This is a genomic window from Salinivibrio sharmensis, assembly GCF_001995985.1.
GTDB lineage: Bacteria > Pseudomonadota > Gammaproteobacteria > Enterobacterales > Vibrionaceae > Salinivibrio > Salinivibrio sharmensis.
In genome coordinates this window covers 91,185-110,406 of the sequence record NZ_MUFC01000008.1, presented here as the reverse complement: position 1 = coordinate 110,406, position 19,222 = coordinate 91,185, and the positions used below count along the sequence as shown (strand labels likewise).

18 protein-coding genes are annotated in these 19,222 nt (G+C 48.8%); 5 read left to right on the top strand and 13 right to left on the bottom strand.

Translation table 11 applies throughout. The features are described from left to right. The first annotated feature begins 123 nt into the window (after positions 1 to 123). Positions 124 to 981 (top strand): DNA ligase, encoded by an 858-nt coding sequence (locus BZG74_RS09555; protein ID WP_077772383.1) that lies wholly within the window; start codon positions 124 to 126, stop codon positions 979 to 981. A 39-nt stretch (positions 982 to 1,020) separates the two neighbouring features. Here the strand turns inward: BZG74_RS09555 and dld are convergent, their stop codons facing one another. Continuing rightward, positions 1,021 to 2,811, bottom strand: coding sequence for a D-lactate dehydrogenase (dld, locus tag BZG74_RS09550; RefSeq protein ID WP_077772382.1), 1,791 nt, complete (start codon positions 2,809 to 2,811; stop codon positions 1,021 to 1,023). A 104-nt stretch (positions 2,812 to 2,915) separates the two neighbouring features. After that, positions 2,916 to 4,607 (bottom strand): L-lactate permease, encoded by a 1,692-nt coding sequence (locus tag BZG74_RS09545; protein WP_077772381.1) that lies wholly within the window; start codon positions 4,605 to 4,607, stop codon positions 2,916 to 2,918. A 178-nt stretch (positions 4,608 to 4,785) separates the two neighbouring features. Between BZG74_RS09545 and BZG74_RS09540 the strand changes: the two genes are divergently transcribed. Then, the gene (locus BZG74_RS09540; protein ID WP_077772380.1) at positions 4,786 to 5,688 is read left to right on the top strand and encodes a LysR family transcriptional regulator; all 903 of its coding nucleotides are present in this window, start codon (positions 4,786 to 4,788) and stop codon (positions 5,686 to 5,688) included. Positions 5,689 to 5,741: 53 nt separating this feature from the next. On the opposite strand, the gene BZG74_RS09535 is transcribed toward BZG74_RS09540, so the two are convergent. Further along, on the bottom strand, positions 5,742 to 6,566 hold the full coding sequence (locus BZG74_RS09535) for an HDOD domain-containing protein (protein ID WP_077772379.1): 825 nt from the start codon (positions 6,564 to 6,566) through the stop codon (positions 5,742 to 5,744). Between the two features lie 67 nt (positions 6,567 to 6,633). After that, positions 6,634 to 7,353, bottom strand: coding sequence for a DUF3581 family protein (locus BZG74_RS09530; protein ID WP_077772418.1), 720 nt, complete (start codon positions 7,351 to 7,353; stop codon positions 6,634 to 6,636). Positions 7,354 to 7,542: 189 nt separating this feature from the next. On the opposite strand from BZG74_RS09530, the gene cobB reads away from it, so the two are divergent. Continuing rightward, positions 7,543 to 8,259, top strand: a complete 717-nt coding sequence (cobB, locus tag BZG74_RS09525; RefSeq protein WP_077772378.1) for a Sir2 family NAD+-dependent deacetylase — start codon at positions 7,543 to 7,545, stop codon at positions 8,257 to 8,259. Between the two features lie 59 nt (positions 8,260 to 8,318). Here the strand turns inward: cobB and potC are convergent, their stop codons facing one another. Genes potC through potA form a run of 3 tightly spaced genes read right to left on the bottom strand, consistent with a single transcriptional unit; the run spans position 8,319 to position 11,042 of the window. After that, positions 8,319 to 9,089, bottom strand: coding sequence for a spermidine/putrescine ABC transporter permease PotC (gene potC / locus BZG74_RS09520; RefSeq protein WP_077772377.1), 771 nt, complete (start codon positions 9,087 to 9,089; stop codon positions 8,319 to 8,321). Then, positions 9,086 to 9,940, bottom strand: coding sequence for a spermidine/putrescine ABC transporter permease PotB (gene potB / locus BZG74_RS09515; RefSeq protein WP_077772376.1), 855 nt, complete (start codon positions 9,938 to 9,940; stop codon positions 9,086 to 9,088). The genes potC and potB overlap by 4 nt, the downstream gene beginning before the upstream one ends. Next, on the bottom strand, positions 9,927 to 11,042 hold the full coding sequence (potA, locus tag BZG74_RS09510; RefSeq protein ID WP_077772375.1) for a spermidine/putrescine ABC transporter ATP-binding protein PotA: 1,116 nt from the start codon (positions 11,040 to 11,042) through the stop codon (positions 9,927 to 9,929). The genes potB and potA overlap by 14 nt, the downstream gene beginning before the upstream one ends. Positions 11,043 to 11,313: 271 nt before the next feature. Between potA and BZG74_RS09505 the strand changes: the two genes are divergently transcribed. Continuing rightward, positions 11,314 to 12,147, top strand: a complete 834-nt coding sequence (locus tag BZG74_RS09505) for a DUF2189 domain-containing protein (protein ID WP_077772374.1) — start codon at positions 11,314 to 11,316, stop codon at positions 12,145 to 12,147. Between the two features lie 29 nt (positions 12,148 to 12,176). Then, a complete protein-coding gene (locus BZG74_RS09500) occupies positions 12,177 to 12,827 on the top strand; it encodes a DUF2987 domain-containing protein (protein WP_077772373.1) in 651 nt (216 codons plus the stop codon). A 152-nt stretch (positions 12,828 to 12,979) separates the two neighbouring features. Here the strand turns inward: BZG74_RS09500 and ttcA are convergent, their stop codons facing one another. The 6 genes from ttcA to BZG74_RS09470 form a co-directional block, all read right to left on the bottom strand. After that, the gene (ttcA, locus tag BZG74_RS09495) at positions 12,980 to 13,909 is read right to left on the bottom strand and encodes a tRNA 2-thiocytidine(32) synthetase TtcA (protein ID WP_077772372.1); all 930 of its coding nucleotides are present in this window, start codon (positions 13,907 to 13,909) and stop codon (positions 12,980 to 12,982) included. A 145-nt stretch (positions 13,910 to 14,054) separates the two neighbouring features. Further along, positions 14,055 to 15,002 carry a universal stress protein UspE gene (gene uspE / locus BZG74_RS09490; RefSeq protein ID WP_077772371.1) on the bottom strand — a complete coding sequence of 316 codons (948 nt, stop codon included), beginning with the start codon at positions 15,000 to 15,002 and terminating at the stop codon, positions 14,055 to 14,057. 145 nt (positions 15,003 to 15,147) lie between these two features. Next, a complete protein-coding gene (locus BZG74_RS09485; RefSeq protein ID WP_077772370.1) occupies positions 15,148 to 15,897 on the bottom strand; it encodes an FNR family transcription factor in 750 nt (249 codons plus the stop codon). A 65-nt stretch (positions 15,898 to 15,962) separates the two neighbouring features. Further along, a complete protein-coding gene (locus BZG74_RS09480) occupies positions 15,963 to 16,637 on the bottom strand; it encodes a sulfite exporter TauE/SafE family protein (protein WP_046073236.1) in 675 nt (224 codons plus the stop codon). Then, a complete protein-coding gene (gene ccoS, locus BZG74_RS09475) occupies positions 16,624 to 16,839 on the bottom strand; it encodes a cbb3-type cytochrome oxidase assembly protein CcoS (RefSeq protein WP_077772369.1) in 216 nt (71 codons plus the stop codon). The genes BZG74_RS09480 and ccoS overlap by 14 nt, the downstream gene beginning before the upstream one ends. 4 nt (positions 16,840 to 16,843) lie before the next feature. Beyond that, a complete protein-coding gene (locus BZG74_RS09470; RefSeq protein WP_077772368.1) occupies positions 16,844 to 19,222 on the bottom strand; it encodes a heavy metal translocating P-type ATPase in 2,379 nt (792 codons plus the stop codon).

The window sequence follows — 19,222 nt, the reverse complement described above, 5'->3', positions numbered from 1 at the left end:
GGCGATGTAACACCTGCGCATTGTTCACCGTGAACACGAGTTCTCTACCAAGAAAAAATAAAGGCATGTTGATACGCCTTCTATCGCGCTAGCGTATGCTCCTTACCACCAAGGAGGAATGCCATGGCACGCCTAAATCCTTTTACTCTATGCTTACTCTCCGCATTTACCCTCTTTCCTACCAGTGATGCTGATGCTGCACCGTCCGCGCCAGCGTTGATGCATGGTATTGACGGACAGATTGCCGAACAAGACTATCGTGGTTATTGGGCCAGTGAAAAACTGGATGGGATCCGCGCCTACTGGACGGGCAAGCAATTACTGACACGCCAAGGCAATCCTATTCACGCCCCCAACGCGTTCATCCAATCGTTGCCAATCACACCTTTAGATGGTGAGTTATGGGCAGGACGAGGAGAGTTTCAAGCCGTACTACGCACGGTGCTTGATGATACGCCGGATGAAGATGCATGGCAGCGTATTCGTTTTTATGCGTTTGATTTACCCAACCAACCAGGTCCATTTTCGACCCGGTATGCGGCATTAAAAACGCTCGTGTCTAAGACAGCATCGCCGCACTTAGCGTATGTTCCACAGAAGCCTGTGACGAGCAATGAAGCACTTAAGGAGAGGTTGGCTGCCGTCGATGAAGCAGGCGGTGAGGGTTTGATGCTGCATCATCCTGATAGTGTGTATGTGGGTCAGCGGGTAGAAAGCGTCGTTAAGTTGAAAACCTACCAAGAAAAAGATGTGACTGTGGTAGGGGTGAATCCGGGGAAAGGACGGTTACAAGGTTTGATGGGCTCTCTGGTGGTACGCCTAGCTGACGGCACCGAATTTAGTGTGGGATCAGGCTTTAGCGATGCACAGCGGGCTGAACCACCTGAAATCGGCAGTACTATTTTGGTTAGGCACAATGGTGTCACGGAAAAGGGCATCCCACGCTTTGCGCGTTTTATTCGCGAGAAACCAACGCTTTAAAAAGAACCCGCCTAACGGATGGCGGATTTGTAGGTCGGTTTAGTGATCATGCGTGGCGGGTGACGTCTCCTGACTCGCTCGATGACGAAGCTGGTGATCAAGGCACTGACAGTCTGCACTGTATTTTTTCTTACTGGTTTTGCCGATTCCCGGATTAAAACTATTGGTCGGGTCTAGCTGATGGTAGAAATGGGCTAAATCCGGCTCGGCGGCATAGAGATGCCCGACATTATGCTCGGCAGGGTATTTGGCACCTCGCTCATTCAGCAACGCTAGCATCTTCGCCTTAATGGCCGACACATCCGCACCTTTTCTCACCACATAGTCTTGATGGAAGACGTGGCAGAAAAAGTGCCCATAATAAAGCTTGGCCTCCATCTCTTTTTCTATCTCGACGGGCAAGTGCTCTTCCCACTCGGTCTCGTTGCGCTTAAGCGCAATATCTAACGCCAGAATATCTTCCACATCTCGGCTGTGCATGGTGTGATAGCGAATTGCCGCACCGGCTGCCGCAAAACGGTGAAGCATGGCTTTTTTCGCTTCATCCTCACTACAGGCAAAATAATCACTGTCCGAGTGTTCTGCAAAAAAACGGCTTAGAAACGCCGAGGCTTCTTCTATCCCTTCATCTGATGCTTTAAAAATCAAATGATGCTCAAAGCGGTCACGGAACGCGAGCATACGTTTGGGTAAGTGCTGGGGAAAAAGCTGACTGGCGTATTGCATCATTTTGTCTGGCAATGATTTTGGCAGTAACGGCACGTTATCTAACCATGCCGTGATTTTTGCTTTTAGTGCAAACATTTTTGGGATTGAATCGGTGCCTAGTCGACCAATCGCTAAAAACACGTCTTTTCCGTAGCGCTCGGCGATATCAAAGGCGTCACGATGCATGTATTCCGCCACTTCAGGCAAGTGATAAAGCTCGGTAAGCACACAGCGACGCAATGTATTAAGCACGTCTGGGTTATTGGTGCCTATGTAAAAGACTTGCTCGCGCTCAGGGATAGGGTAGGTATCAAGACGCACGGCAAATACCGCAAGTTTCCCCGCACAGCCGCTCACTTCGTGCAAGCGGTGTGTGTCGGCATTGTAACGCGCGGGGCTGTCAGCATCGACGTCACGTAAAATGTGCTCATAATCATCCGCAGAGGCTTTACGCTCATCATAGATGACATCATCTGGCCGATAATCACCGTGTTCAACACGCGAGAGAATGGTTTCCGGGTCGTCACCTAAGGCAATGCCTAAATGATTCACCAGCGTCAGTTCACCCTCCTCATTTAACTGTGCAAATAATGAATATTCGGTATAAGCTGGCCCACGCTTGACCAGCGCGCCGCCGGAATTGTTGGCCACACCACCGACAATCGATGCCCCAATACAAGAAGAGCCAATCACCGAATGGGGGGCGCGATTGAGTGGTCTAAGTGTCTGCTCTAAATGATGCAGCGTGGTTCCAGGAAAGCTCAACACCTGTTTGCCATTATCAATCAGCTGTAAGCCGTCCAGGCGCGTGGTATTGATGATCACCACATCGCGGTCATAGTCATCCCCCTTTGGTGTAGAGCCTTCGGTTAAGCCCGTATTCGCGGCTTGCATGATCATCACCACATCAGCGTTCACACAGGCTTTAAGTACCCGCCATTGCATCACTAAAGAGGTAGGGAAAATAACCGCCAACGCTGGACCGCCCCCAGAGCGAAAGCCAGTGCGATAATGCTGAGTTTGACTGGTTTCTGTTAATAAGTTGTTTTCGCCCACGATGTCCGTCAAGGTCGAAATAAACGCTTGTTGCTGCGATGACGACAAACGTGATGGGGTGTTCATAAGCGTTCCTTTTCCTTTATGTTACGACAGAGGCAGGCGTCAGCTGGACTGACCCGCTTGTGGTAAGAAAGGCCGAGCAATCACTCGACCGTATAATGACAAGATTACGCCCCAGTAAGCACATCGGCAAACTGCAACACATTGACCAAGACAATGCCGATGACAGCGGCGGCAATCAGATAATAAATCGTCGGTAAGACGGTTTTCCGTAAGGTGACACCTTCACGGCCCAGCAAGCCAACCGTCGCGGATGCGGCAACCACATTATGGATAGCAATCATGTTGCCGGCTGCGGCGCCGACGGCTTGTAGAGCAATAACCACCACAGTAGAGGCACCTAAGGTTTGTGCCACTTCAAATTGGAACTGACTAAACATCATATTCGATACGGTGTTCGAGCCGGCGATAAATGCGCCCAACGCCCCAATGGTGGCGCTTAACGCTGGGAAGCCATTCCCCACTATATCGGCCGCGAAGCGTGCGGTCATAACCGGCATACTCACCAAGTCAGCACCATTCACGCCAGAGTTTATAAAGATACGCACCATAGGGATGGTAAACACCAACACAAACCCGGCGCCAATCAGTGTTTTACTCGATTCACGCGCTGCGGTTACCAGTGGCGACAATTGACGTGCCTGAAGCAACACGGCTAATAAGGCCACGAACGCAAGGATGCCGCCAGGGAGATAAAGTGGCTGAATGGCAGCATTTACCCCCACTTCGCCAAACAAAGAGGAAAAGCCAAGGCTGACGTCGGTCAGCGCCGTTTTGACTGTTGGGCTAACACGGCTGATCACTAAGAAAACTGCCAACAACACATAGGGCGTCCAGGCCATGGCCATGCTCATCGGCTTTTCTTGAACTTTAAGATCCATTTTCAGCGAGCCTAACCAATGGCTTGGCCATGTCGACTCATCATCAAAATCCCACTGTGTTTTCGGTACCAAAAACCCCTTACGCGCGGCTGTTGTGACCAAGACGATGCCTGCAAGGCCACCGAGTAATGAGGGGAATTCTGGTCCGAGTAACCAGCCGGTGAGAGCATAAGGAACGGTGAAAGCTAAACCAGCAAAAATCGCAAATGGGGCGACTTCAAGCCCTTCTTTCCAGCTCTTATTTTTACCGAAAAAACGGGTTAGCATCATTGCCATCAACAAAGGCATCAGTGTGCCAATCACCGCGTGAATAAAGGATACTTGTGTGGTGATGGACTGCAAGTAGGTGGCCCAATCACTGCCATTAGTGGTGAGTGTTTGCCCTATGGCATGGCTGTCTAACCCTTTGTTTACGCCCACGATAATAGGCGTGCCGACCGCACCAAAGGAGACCGGCGTCGATTGGATCATCATACCTACGACAACAGCGGCCAACGCGGGGAAGCCTATCGCTACCAATAACGGTGCAGCGATGGCAGCGGGCGTACCGAACCCTGACGCGCCCTCGATAAACGAGCCAAAGCACCACGCAATAATGATGGCCTGAATACGTCTGTCATCAGATATGGTGGTAAAGCCGTTACGTATCACGGTAATCGCGCCAGTGTGTTTTAAGGTGTTAAGCAAAAGGATGGCACCAAACACGATCCAAAGTACCGCGGCAGTAATGATTAGTCCCTGTGCGATAGAGGCAGACACACGTGCCGCACTCATCTGCCACTGGAAGAGTGCGATTAAGACTGTCATGATAAAGGCGACGGGCATGGCTTTCTTAGCTGGCCAATTCAAGCCGACCAATAAGATAGCCGCCACCACGATGGGTGAAAACGCGACGAGGGCGTATAGGGTATCTGTCATAAGGGTTCCTTATTAGGTGTCTCTTCCGTTGAATCACGTTTAAATGTTCAGGTCACCAATGTGTTGTTATTTTGCTGACAGCTCGGTGACTCGATGTTAACCGTATGTAACATTACGCGTTTGCATTTTTCTGATATATGGAAATAATGAAAATAATTACTTCCATAATTGACATAATATGCCGAAAACAGATGATCTCGTCCTCTTTGCTCAAGTCGCTGAATTAGGCTCTTTTAGCAAGGTAGCGGAAATAAATTCCCTGACAAATTCCGTAGTTAGCAAGCGGATTAAAAAGCTCGAAGAAGGGTTGGGGGTGCAGCTTTTGTATCGCACCACGCGCAAGCTGACACTGACCGATGCCGGACGTACCTTGTATCAAGGTGCAAAAAATGTGAAGCAGGCCGCTGATGAAGCGTTGGATGCAGTTGCAGGGCTTGGCGAAGCTATTACGGGACAAATCAAAATATCGGTCCCGACGATTTCTGGCGAGTTATTGTTAGCTGAAGCGGTGGCGGCGTTTTGTGGTCAATATCCGGGCCTTAACATTGATATGTCGCTGGATAACCGCTTTGTTGATTTAATTGATGAGGGGTTTGATCTGGTTATCCGCACCGGCTACCTCGAGGACTCTAGCTTAATTGCTCGCCATATTATCGACTCACAATGGGTGGTATGTGCCGCACCTAGCTATATTTCGCGCCATGGCCGGCCTCAGCAGCCCATCGAACTCAAACAGCACAACTGCTTGCAATACGCCTATCAAACGACTGGCGCCAGTGATTGGGAGTTCAAAGGTGAGCATAAAAACCAAGTGATTAAAGTGGCCGGCAACTTTTCGACCGATAACCCCATCGCCCTGCGACAAGGTGCGCTAAGTGGCCATGGTATCGCGTATGTACCGCGTTGTTTGGTGTATGACGATTTGATGCAGGGCGTATTGGTTGATCTTTTTCCTGACCAAGTGGGCAAAAAACTCGGGATTTATGCGGTGTACCCATTCACTCGCCAGCCGCCTAAAAAAGTACGTTTGCTGATAGAGCACATCCGCAATAAATACCTTTCGATTCAGCATTGCTTTTAGAAAGCACCACGTGGCTCATATACTGCGTCCACGTGGTGATAGAGACGCCATTGTTATTTAAGCATTTTGGCCATTTCACGCCCTGAGCCAATAACCTCGTCAATGTTGGCCACCACGGTTTTCGGGAAGCCGAGAATGTTGTACTCGAGCTGCTGGTCGAGCCAATCGAGCTTAGAGTCAGTGGTGGTTAATTCGCCCCACGCGGCATCAATTTTGTTGGCCAAGCGGAGCATGCCAGCTAAAGGGGAGAACTGCTCATCATGCACCGGAGAAAACTGATAGCGAATTGCATCACATAGACTTTCTGGAAAATTCCAAGCTTGTGCGAGCTCGCCGCCGAGTTCTGCGCTGTTTGTCCCCAAAACAAGCTGTTGAGCTTCTTGTTTGGGTTTACCCGCTTCCATGTGGAGAGTAATACGGTTCAGCGTGTCATAGGCAGTGGTCATAATTAGAAGCTCACCGAGGTTATGGAGCATCCCTGCGGTAAATGCTTCGTTGCCATCCATTCGTAAAGATGTCGCTAACGCTTTACTCAAGGTTGCCACTTCAAATGTGTGCTGCCAAAACCCATCAATATCGACCTCTTCACCGACATCAAAAGCACTTATCAAGGCGCTAGATACCACCAATGTCCGCACCGGGCCCAATCCTAGTCGAACGACCGCTTCGTTAACCGAACCAACGCTTCGAACGCGGCCAAAATACGCTGAATTAGACAAGCGAAGTACACGCGCGGAGATGATCTGGTCGTAAGCGATTTTTTCGGCGATTTGGTTGAGCTCAGCGTCATGGCTGTTGACCAATTCAATCAACTCTTGCACGACTTTGGGGATTTTCGGGAGACGATCGATTAGCTCGACCAAGCTATTGGATTGCATAACAACTTCCTTCAGCGTTGGCTCTGATTTAACTATAGATCAGAGCCAAAGGCTTCAGGGAAGAAAATCACTCCGTGGCGGGCGTAGCACAGTAGGCTTGTTTTCTGGCATTAAAACGCTCTACCAGGTTTTGAATAGCCTCTTCGCAGTAGGGGCGCAAACCACTGGCAACCATCGTTTTGCATCCGTGTCCCACACGCCGTCCATCGACAATAAAATTAAAAGCAAGATCGACTTTTCCGCGTTTGCCACTCACTTGCATCACTGAATCCGATAAAGCGACATCGGCAGAGTTGATTGAGAGATCATCAAACGCCAAGCTCATTTTCTCGTACATGACGAGTGGACGTTCAGTGTTAATCATCATTTGTTGCTCCCGCATTAGCGGCACCATGATATGCGGGAAGTTCTTTCCGGAAAACTGCACGTAGTGCTCGGCGATCTCAGTGGCTAATACTTTATCGTGACGTGTCTGTCCATGGCGTGTCATGGTGAGATAAAGCTTTTGATTATCGTCGACGACGGTAACGCCATCGTCTGTTTCGATAATCGACAAGGGCGTGTTGGCACTGATCATGCCATTGAACTGAATCTCGATTTGCTCGCTGATCCCTGTTTTGGCCAATAAGATAGAAAGCAGCAAATCCCCGGGAACACAGAACCGTGAAGCATCTGTGTCATGAATCGGGTTAAAGTCGCCGGCGATACGTTTAGCAAAGTCACTTGCTTGCTGGCGAGTAAAAATCAGTTTGCCATCTTGCTCAGTATAATAGTGTTCTAATTTCATAATGGGTAACAGATACGAGAAGTAAGCCGACATTGTAACCGAAGCGAAGCGCGGCATTGGTCTAGCCAGTCGTTGCATTATCTTTTTGTGATTAGAGTCAACGACTAAGGTCTAAACCCTTACTACTTCAATGGTAAGCGTGAGAGTGTTATAAAATAAATAAACAGGTCACTTGCATAGGAACGGCGTATGACATTCCCTTATCGACACATCGTAGTTTTGACAGGCGCGGGAATATCTGCAGAGTCAGGGATTAGAACCTTCCGAGATCAGGATGGTCTTTGGGAAGAGCATCATATTGAAGACGTCGCGACGCCTGAGGGCTTTGAGAGAAACCCAACCCTTGTTCAGCAGTTTTACAATGATCGTCGGCGCCAATTGCAAGGTGAGATTGCCCCGAATCCGGCGCATGAGGCACTGGCACGTTTGGAGCAAGAAACCGATGCTACCGTGCTTGTTGTCACTCAAAATATTGACAACCTCCATGAGCGAGCGGGAACCAAGAATATCATTCATATGCACGGTGAGCTGTTAAAGGCCCGCTGTAGCCACTCCCAGCAAACGATCGATTGGACGGGTGATATCCAGGTGTCCGATCACTGCCATTGTTGCCAGATGCCTGCACCGTTGAGGCCACACGTTGTGTGGTTCGGAGAGATGCCTCTGGGAATGGGGAACATTCATGATGCACTCAATCAAGCGGATTTGTTTATTTCTATTGGCACCTCTGGGGCGGTGTATCCCGCGGCCGGGTTTGTGCATGAAGCGGCAATGCATGGTGCGCACACCATTGAAATAAACTTGGAGCCTAGTGCGGTAGAAAGTGAGTTTAATGAGCGACGTTACGGGAAAGCGAGCACGCTCGTGCCTAAGCTGGTGGAGGAAATTCTGGCGCTAGAGCAGTAACGCGAGAGGATACAGTTAGAAAAAGGGCTGCTGGTGGAATAGCAGCCCTAGTGCAAGGGTTACTTTAACCTGTCTTTCGCGAGCCATTGCGAGCACATGACTAACACTAATGACACCAATAACATGATAGTGGCAAGTGCATTCACTTCCGGTGATACGCCCACTTTAACCATCGAATAGATCTTTAAGGGCAAAATTTCATAGCTTGGCCCGGTGACAAATGAGCTAACGATGACGTCGTCCAGCGAAAGGGTAAAACTCAGTAGCCAACCTGCACCGACCGCAGGAGCCGCCAGTGGCAAAATAATCTTAGTGAGGATCACCCATTCGCTCGCACCTAAATCACGCGCTGCTTCAAGCATTTTAACGTCAAAGCCATTTAAGCGGCTGTATACCGTGACGACGACGAATGGCAGGCAGAAGGTGATATGAGAGAGCAGTAGGGTTAAAAATCCCAGTTGCGCGCCCATCAACACAAATAGCGCCAGTAACGAAATAGCCATCACAATGTCCGGGGACATCATCACCACAAAGAGCATGCCATTGACAAATTGTTTACCTCGAAAGCGGTAGCGAAAGAGGGCAACGGCGGTCAGGCTACCTATAATGGCGGCAGCGCTGGCAGAAAATACCGCAATGGTTAATGAGTTACCCGCTGCTTGCATCAAGCTATGGTTATTGACCAGCTGCCCATACCACTCCCAGGTAAAACCTTTCCAACTCATACCAAACTTGCTGGCATTGAACGAGTTAACGATCAATACCAGAATGGGGATGTAAAGGAAGGCGTAAACCAAGGATAGAAAGCTGTTCCTAATCCATCGGATCATGATAATGCCTCCTTGCGATTCATCCATTTACCAACACGCCAATACGCAAACAGCAACAGTCCCATTAACACCGTCAGTGAGATGCTGGCCGCTGAGCCAAATGGCCAATCCCGAACGTTCAAAATCTGGCTCTTAATTACGTTACCAATTAGTAGGTTTTTTGCTCCTCCGAGCAAATCCGAGACGTAGAACATACCTAGCGCAGGAAGAATGACCAGCAAGCTGCCGGCAATAATACCGGGTGTAGTCAGCGGCAGGATCACACGCAAAAAGCATTGGACTTTGTTGGCACCTAAATCACGCGCGGCTTCCAGGTAACTACGATCCAGTTTCTCAATGCTTGAATAGAGCGGCAGGATCATAAACGGCAGCAAAATATAGACAAGACCCACCATCACCGCATATTCGGTGTACATAATACGAACGGGGCGTTCTATTAAGCCAAGCCACATCATACTTTCATTGAGTAGGCCACGGGTACCAAGAAAAATTTTTAGCCCGTACGTTCGGATCAAGGAGTTGGTCCAAAAAGGGACAATCACTAAAAACAGCATCAAAGGACGTGTGTTTTTAGGCATTCTGGCAATGATAAACGCGAACGGATAGCCAATCAGTAGGCAGATCAGTGTCGCCAAGCCCGCCATATAGAAAGAGTGCCAGACGACTTTCGCATAAAGAGGATCGAGCAGCTTCGCATAATTGCTTAGCGTGAAGGTCATCTCGATAAGATCAGCGTCATCACGGGTTAAAAAACTGGTCGCGATAATCATTAGGTTGGGTAAAAAAACAAAGATCAGCAACCAACCTACGACTAAACCCACGATAGCGGTTTGCAGATTAAGCTTTTTCATCGGCCAGCACCACCTCCCAGCTTTCTACCCAAGTCAGAGCCACTTTCTGATCGATAGAGTGATCGACGTCTGGATCATCTTCATTGAAGAACTCGCTCACCATCACGGTTTGCCCTGATGGCAACTCGAGTACCGAGTCGAGGGTCATGCCTTTGTAATTTCGCTCGCGCACGTAGCCCACAATACCATTGGGCTTGTCATTACCATGAATTTCTTCCAAGCGGATGTCTTCAGGGCGAAGCAATACCTTGATAGCGTCACCCGGATGTACCTCGAGCTTGCAATACACTTCACACTCACGAGATTCAACTCGGGCCCAAATACGTTTGTCATCGATACGTTTGATGACACTGGCATCAAAGACATTGATTTCACCAATAAAACGTGCCACGAACAAATTCTTAGGCTCTTCATATATCTCACGCGGTGAGCCGTCTTGCTCGATTTCGCCATCACGCATAACGATAATACGATCTGACATCGACAGTGCTTCTTCTTGGTCGTGAGTGACGAAAATGAAGGTGATACCAAGCTTGCGTTGCAGTTGTTTCAGCTCCATCTGCATTTGTTTGCGCAGTTTGTAATCGAGTGCAGAGAGGGATTCATCCAGCAATAGCACACTCGGTTTATTCACCACGGCACGTGCAATCGCGATGCGTTGCTGCTGTCCACCAGACAATTGATGAGGTTTACGAGAAGCATAATGGTCAAGCTGTACCATTCGCAGCGCTTCCATCACCCGAGGTTCAATATGGTGACGATTCACGCCCTGCATGCGCAGGCCAAATGCGACGTTCTCAAACACAGTCATATGTGGGAAAAGCGCATAGCTTTGAAAGACAGTGTTTACATTACGTTTTTCTGCTGGGAGGGTCGTGACATCTTTGCCATCAATCACGACAGCACCACTGTCGGCATCTTCCAGCCCTGCAATCAAACGCAGTACGGTTGTTTTGCCACAGCCTGAAGGGCCAAGGATAGTTAGGAATTCTCCGTTATTGACCGTTAGGTTGAAACGGGAGATGATTTCTTTGCCGTCGAAACTTTTGGTTAGTGACGCGAGCTCGACAACCGGTTTGTGAGATACATTTGCGTGCTTCAATGGTTCGTTCTCTCTCTACCTGGCAAATTGTCTTGTACATTCGTACCCATAAAACAGACGGCGCATAATAGACGCGTGTCAGTCCAAGTTAAAGCAGTTTTTCGCTCGTTTTGGCACTTTGGTGTCTGTTGTGCGATAAGGTGTCCAGCCTAAACCAGACCATGGTCAACGCAAAGCCGATCTGTTTATTTTTCCTTATTTGTCAGAATGATTTTTGGCTATGGGTTACAGTCAGATATACTGGGTGCATTAGTCATGATAGATAACGATTATGAGTCAACAAGAATACAATAATGCTTTACATATCGGTGGGTCGGTCGAAACGGCGCTAAACGGCCGCTACCGGCTCGATCCTTTTGAGATAATCAAAGAAGCCTTCTCTCAGACCTTCAAGCACTTTTGGTCGTTTTTGCCCGCTACCTTGTGCCTGTTCGCGACTCAAATAGGTATCTTAATGCTGATGCTGACGTTGTTGTTGGGTTCACCATCGCATTTATTTGATGCACTTGTTGGCCAACGAGAGCTCACCACCGATATGATTTCATCCGTGTGGTTGGCAAACTTTACTTCCGAGGTTCTGATTGCGCCATTATATGCCGGGGCGAGCTTAATGGGCTTGAGTCACGCTATAGGATTTCGTTCTAAACCACGCCATCTACTAAAAGGGCTGGTGTTTGCTTTACCCGTAACGGTCGTGATCTGCCTGTCGGCGACATTGCAAAGTGTGGCGAGCATGATTTTTCCATTACTGAGCCTTTACGTTGCGATGGCGTTTTCCATGTCGCCGTTATTGATTTGTGAAAAGCGTCTCACGCCGGTTAAAGCGCTCACCGTATCCTTCCGAGCTGTGAACAAGAAATTGTTCCAAATGGCAACCATTTATGCGGTTGTCGGCGTGCTATTTCTCATTTCTTTTGCCACCGCTGGCTTTGCCTTGGTTTGGGCGTTACCCTTTCTCTTTAATGTTAAAGGTGTGATTTACCGAGAAATGTTTGGCGTTGGTGTGGAGGTGACAGTGTCACATGATGAGAATGGAGAAAGGGCGCCAAATAGTAATAGTACGACTAATCCGTCATCATCTGACCAAGACACCTTTGACGCTTGATTCGCTTTGAGCCTGCAACTGGAGTTCTGATGAAAAAACTAGCCAGTGTACTGGTTTTGCTGGGAATGGTGAGTGTCCCGGCCAGTGCCGATACATACCGTTTTAGCTATAGTAAGCTATTTACTCAGCTTAAACATAACGTTGAAGAAGGGCACCCGGATATTGGTGTGGCGTACTTTATGGTCTCGGCCGAGTCGGGAGAGGTTTGCCCGATTTCTCGCGCATGGATGAGCAAGGAAGAGCATTATGAAGCCTTTGATATTCCAGCCTCTCAAGCGCTGCCGCTTCCTCTCGATAACCAGCTCCGCAAAGTAAACCCGGATGTCTTTGTTGAAACCCCCGCCGATCGTAACTGCGATATCTCGTTCCAGGTATTGGTTGATCAGCCAGTAGGAAAGAAATTAACCAGCCAGCAGATTCAGGGCTGGTTGCCTCAGATGGATACGATGATGGAAAACTTAGGCGGGATGTTTGCTTCTTGGTTTATGCCAAAGACACAGGGAGTCGTCTTGCATTTTGCGCCCTCGGTGACGGGAGCGGTGACTAGCAGTGAGGGAAAAAAATACCCAATCGATGCTCACCAAGCCATTATAGATGTCAATCATCTTGGCGATAGCGCCACCTTAACGCTGCCAGACGCTCCCATCAAGGTGTCGCCTTGGTTGCCGAAAAACGGATAAACGGGGAAAGATTTCAAGTCTACACAGAGCTTCAAAGACATAATGCGCACGATGTAGAAAGCTGAAACGATAAAAAACGCCCACTGTTTAAAGTGGGCGTTTTTATTAGCAGGCCATTTAGGGCCAACTACAATTCTGTCATGCTTCAAACACTATGTGCCGACATTGACCACATCGAGTGATAAGTTGGGGTCAACCTCGACAGGGCTCTCTGAAACGGGCGCCGGATCGTTAAAGTTTTCCTTATCGAATGCGGTATCACCATCCCCCTCAAACGCCATACCCGCTGCGACGGACTTAAAATCAAACAGCTCGGTATCGGCCATATGCGAGGGGACGATATTTTGCATTGCTCGGAACATGGTCTCAATGCGGCCTGGATAACGCTTGTCCCAATCTCGGAGCATATCTTTGATCACTTGGCGTTGTAGGTTGGGCTGTGAGCCACAAAGGTTACACGGAATGATCGGGAAAGCTTTTTGCTCTGAATAACGCTCAATGTCTTTTTCTCGGCAATAGGCCAGTGGACGGATCACCACATGTTCGCCGTTATCAGAGACGAGCTTCGGTGGCATGCCTTTCATCTTGCCGCCATAGAACATGTTCAAGAACAAGGTCTCTAGTATGTCATCTCGGTGATGGCCCAATGCAATTTTGGTAGCACCTAGCTCTTTCGCTGTGCGATATAAGATACCGCGGCGAAGTCGCGAGCATAGTGAACAGGTTGTCTTGCCCTCAGGCACTTTCTCTTTGACGATAGAGTAAGTGTCTTCTTCAACAATTTTGTACTCGACGCCCAAGCCCTCTAAATACTCTGGCAAAATGTGCTCAGGAAACCCAGGTTGCTTTTGATCTAAGTTGACCGCAATGAGTTTGAATGAAACTGGCGCGCTCTTTTGCAGGCTTTGCAACATATCAAGCAAGGTATAGCTATCTTTGCCGCCTGATAAGCAAACCATGATGCGATCGCCATCTTCGATCATATTAAAGTCGGCAATCGCTTGTCCGGTGTTGCGACGAATGCGCTTTTGCAGTTTATTAAATCCGTATTTTTGTGCTTTGCTCAGCTCTTCGGTGCTCATAAGTACTATCGCGTTGTCAGGCAAGGTAAACGCATTACACTGCCAGTGTGCATGAATGGCGGGTATGATACGGATTTTGACCACAAATGCCAGTCAACAGCAGGCAGTGAATGCCACTGCCTGCTGTATGAAGGAATGAGAAAGGTTAATCGTTAGCGCGAGGATCGAGTGGACTAATGTAACCATCAGGTTTGATGGCAAGTAAGTCACAGTCGAGTTGATCAATCATGTGCTCTGCAGTATTCCCGATGAACACCGCGGATAAGCCAGTTCGTCCTGTGGTACCGAGAATAACAAGCTCTGCATCCAGATCTCGGGCAATATTAGGGATAACATCTTCCGGCAACCCTTCTTGGACATGCGTGCGTGTTTCTTCGATATGATGGCGCTGACGCAAGGCTTTCATTGCGGTGAGATGATGACCTCGTACCGCATCAGTATACGATGTTGGATCAAAGTCAGGCAGCTCGATAGTAATATTCACCGGCGTAGCTGGGTAGGCATTAGCCAGGTGCAACTCAGCCCCTAACATCGCACTCATGATATTGCCTTCATCAACCAATTTGTCATTGAGCTCAGCGTGAGTTTCGGTTTCAGATGCTACATGAACAGAGGCAACTATCTTGCCTTTATCTGGCCAACCATGATCTTTAACTAATAACACTGAACTTGGGCATTTGCGTAACAAGTGCCAATCAGTGGGGGTAAAGATGACAGAGCCTAGCGTGTCGTGCTGGTGTGTCGCTTTAACCACCAAATCGTGGTCGTGGCTCAGCACGCGTTCAACAATCGCTTCGTAAGGGCGGTTATGCCATACCACGACTTTTTCGATTTCACATTCTTGGGCTTGGTGGGTTTGAATAACCTCATTCATCCATTCTTCACGCTGGTGCATCACACCTTGGCGCATTGCTTGCCGCTCATCCGATGAGAGCATAGATGTCATTTCGTACGAAAAGTCATAAATGGCAAGAAAGAGGGTGAGCTTAACCTTTGCATCACTTCGCTGGCTAAGCGTGACCGCACGTGAAAGCGCAGGTTGTTGTTCTTGGGAAGGATCAATGACGACGAGCAGGTTCGTGTACCTAGACATATCTGCCTCCTTTGCACAGATGCATCGGTTAATTTCACTTTAACCTACTTAGCCCGTTCACGCGAAAGAAATTGCTCACCACAGAGCAAAAAAGAGAAATGGCGCATAAAGCGCCATTAATTAACAACTTATTTACTTTTGTTCGCTAAACAAAGCACTCTTCATCAGCAAGACGTGCAAGCTCTTCTAAGTCTAGAACCGTGATGTATTTACCTTTGACGGCCAATATTTCTGACTTTTGGAAGCGGCCTAATAAGCGACTGATAGTTTCAACGGTGAGACCCAGGTAGTTACCAATATCACCTCGTGTCATGGTAAGGCGGAACTCTCGCGGAGAGAATCCACGCTGAGCAAAGCGCTTCGAGAGGCTATAAAGGAAAGCGGCCAGACGTTCTTCAGCTGTTTTCTTCGATAACAGCAAAATCATATCCTGATCACCTTTTATCTCATTGCTCATTAGTCGCATGATTTGTTGGCGAAGCTTGGGCATTTTCCCAGAGAGGTCATCAAGTGTGTCGTAGGGGATCTCACAAATCATTGACGTTTCCAACGCTTGAGCAAAGCTGGGGTGCTCACTATCGTTAATAGCGTCAAAGCCTACTAAATCGCCGGCGAGATGGAATGCAGTTATCTGCTCATCACCTTGTTCTGTGATTGTGTAGGTCTTAACCGTACCTGAACGAATCGCATACAGCGCACGTAGACTATCACCGGCTTTGAACAGTTCTTGGCCTTTCTGAATAGGTTTTTTTCGCTCAATGATGCTATCCAGTTGATCCAACTCTTGCTCATTTAACGTAAAGGGAATACACAGCTGGCTAATACTGCAATCTTGACAATGAATTGCGCAGCCGCCTGACTGAACCCGCCGAGTGATGATCTTATTCGACACCATACACCTGCCTAAAATTGATAAATGTCAATATACATATTACACCATGATTGTGTGCTAGGTCGACCTTATATCAGGAGTTTGAGGGCGGAATAAGCCGTATAAAAACCATAAAGCGCCAACATTGTGGCACATATCAAACGCAGTGCGTGGTTGTTAAGAATTGGCTTTATCCGCTCGGCAAGGGCACCAACGGTTAACATCGCCGGTAAAGTCCCTAATCCAAACCCAAGCATCACAAGGCCACCCCCGGATGCGCTGCCAGCAACGGCGGCCCAACTCAGCGCTGAGTAAACGAGCCCACAGGGGAGCCAGCCCCACACAAGGCCAAAAGGATAGGCATATAATGGCGAACGCAGTGGCATTAGCTTGGACGTTAGCGGAGAAATAAATCGCCAGAGTTTGCTACCTAGCCGTTCAATATAGCTAAGGCCATTCCATACTTGAGCCATATAGGCTGCCAATAGCAACATCATGATGGCTGCAAACAGCCGCAATACCGCAAGATGCTGTGTTAAATCAGACAAAGCAAGCAATGAAGCCACGGTACCACCGATCATCGCGCCGGCAAGGGTATACGAGCTGATACGCCCCAAGTTATACAAGACAAGATACGGCCACTTGGCTTTTTGTGGCGGAATGCCAAGCGACATAGCCGCTGCGACCCCGCCACACATCCCTAGGCAGTGGCCCGCCCCCAACAAGCCAATAACAAGGGCACCAATAAAATCAATGTTTGTCATCTTGTGTCGACGCGTGAGGTTCGGTTGATTGGCTTGATTGTGATCTGGCGTCTTTCTCCGGTTCTTCTTCATCAAAAAGGATCGAAGAGCCTTGTCGTTCTAGATCCTCGAATTGATCGGATTTGACCGCCCAGATAAACACGACGGCCGCCACACAAACCAGCATGATGGCAATGGGTATCAAAATATACAAACTAGCCATAACGCTATTCCTCTTTTTTGTTGAGCAGGCGCAGCGAGTTAGATACCACGATGATCGAGCTTGCCGACATGCCTACCACCGCAATATAAGGCGCAACATAGCCCATGACCGCTAAGGGTAGGATAGTGATGTTGTAGCCAAGGGCCCAAGTTAAGTTCTCACGGATAATGCGGCGAGTTTGTTGGGCTAGACGTCTTGCCGTTAGTAGTTTCTCTAAATCGTCACTTAACAGCACCATATCGGCAGATGACTTGGCGATGTCAGTGCCTCCGCCCATGGCAACCGACAAATGAGCTCCCGCTAAAACCGGCGCATCATTGACACCATCACCGACCATCAAGGTCACGGTATCATCGTCAAGGCCTTGAAGGTAAGCCAGTTTTCCTTGCGGGGATACCCCTGAAATCACAGAATTAATCCCGAGTTCATTCGCTACTTGATCAACGTTGCGAGACTGATCACCGGTTAGCATGGTCGTTTCAATCCCGGCTTGCTGAAAAGCGGTAATCAAGCGTGCGCTGCTGGGGCGAATTGGATCAGTGAGTGTAAAAACAGCCACCGCTTGGCCTTCGCAACTGAGCACGACCGGATATGAATCATACTGCGTTTTAGACGAGGATAGGGCAAACGCAGCCTTGCCAATACGCCAATCTTGGCCATTAATCTTGCCACACACACCCTGTCCAATATGGTTATCCGCCTCTGTGACTGTCAGTAGCGTTGTGGCTTTCGCTTGAAAAGCATTGGCGATAGGATGATTGGCGAAACTCTCCAAGCTAGCCGCAATATTCAGCACGTTTTGCTCACTGTAATTGGCTGCAAGCACGTGAGCGGCATCTATTTTAACTTCGCCTTCTGTCAATGTGCCGGTTTTATCAACCACCAACCGATTCACCTTGGTCAAGGTTTCCAAAACGTGGCCCCGTCGTAACATGATACCCAACTGTCCAAACGTCGACGTAGAGCATGTCAGCGCTGTCGGGGTGGCAAGCGACAGTGCGCAAGGGCAGGTGGCAACGAGCACTGACAGCATGATCCAAAACGCATCGTCAGGCTGCACAAAATGCCAATAGAGCCAAGTTGATGCGGAAATAATTAAGATTGCCGCGACAAAGTAACGGGCAATGTGGTCAGCAAGCACTGCCACTTTAGGTTTTGCCATTTGGGCTTCATCTTGCAAGCGCACGATATGGGCAACAAGAGACTCTTTGTGATTGTTGGTAACTGAAATATCAACGTTACCCTCCACATTCATCGTTCCCGCATAGACGACATCGCCTTGTTGCTTGGTTTGTGGCAATGACTCACCAGTCAGCATCGCCTCGTCAACAGAAGTGGTTCCCGATAAGATTTGTCCATCAGCAGGGAAGGGTTCTCCAGGCAATACGCGGATCTGCTCACCTTTTGTCAGGCTATTGGCCGGCACGGCTTCACCGTTAAGGCGGCGCGCCATTTTGGGAACCAGTTTTAACAAGTTAGCGCTGGCGGCGGCAGCGGTACGACGTGCGCGCATTTCCAGAAAACGCCCGAGCAACAAGAAGAAGGTAAACATCGCCACCGATTCGAAAAACACTTCCCCTTTTCCGGTAACCGTGGCGTATAAGCTAGAAAAGTAGGCGAATAACAAAGCAATAGAAACGGGCACGTCCATGCCCAATGTACGGGCTTTAAGGTTGCGCCACGCATTGGTATAAAAGGGCAGTGCGGAATAAAGCAAGACAGGTGTTGCGAAAATCAAGCTTATCCAACGGAAGTAATTACGAAAGGTTTCATCCATATCGCCAAACACTTCAAAATACATCGCAACCGCTAACATCATCACTTGCATGGTTGCCAGGCCAGCAATACCTAGTCGATACAAGTATTGCTTCATATTACGATGATATTGTTGCTCTTGCCTGTCAGCCTCAAAAGGCGCCGCTTTGTATCCCAGTTGATGGATGCGCGTTAATATTGTGCTCAGTGACGCTTGCGCGTCATCCCAACGCACCTGTGCGCGGTTCGTGGTCGTGTTGACCTGAATATTTGTGACACCCGTGGTACGCTGCAGTTGCTTTTCAATCAGCCACGCACACGCTGCACAAGAGACACCATCTAGTGACAGGGTCACTTCTTTTTGGTCCGCCACATCGCGGACGAATTCCTGCTGTACATCTTGGTTGTCATATAGGGTCAGTGATTTGAGCTCTTCGGGGACTAAGTCGGCCTTATCGGCGTTCTCTGTGCGATATTGATAATAAGAACTCAAACCACTGTCTACGATAGTGGTTGCCACAGCTTGGCAGCCAGGGCAACACATAAGGCGGGGTTTATCAAAGATCACTACTTGGTAGGTGTCTCCTGTCAATACAGGATCACCACAGTGATAACAGGGTGTGGTCAT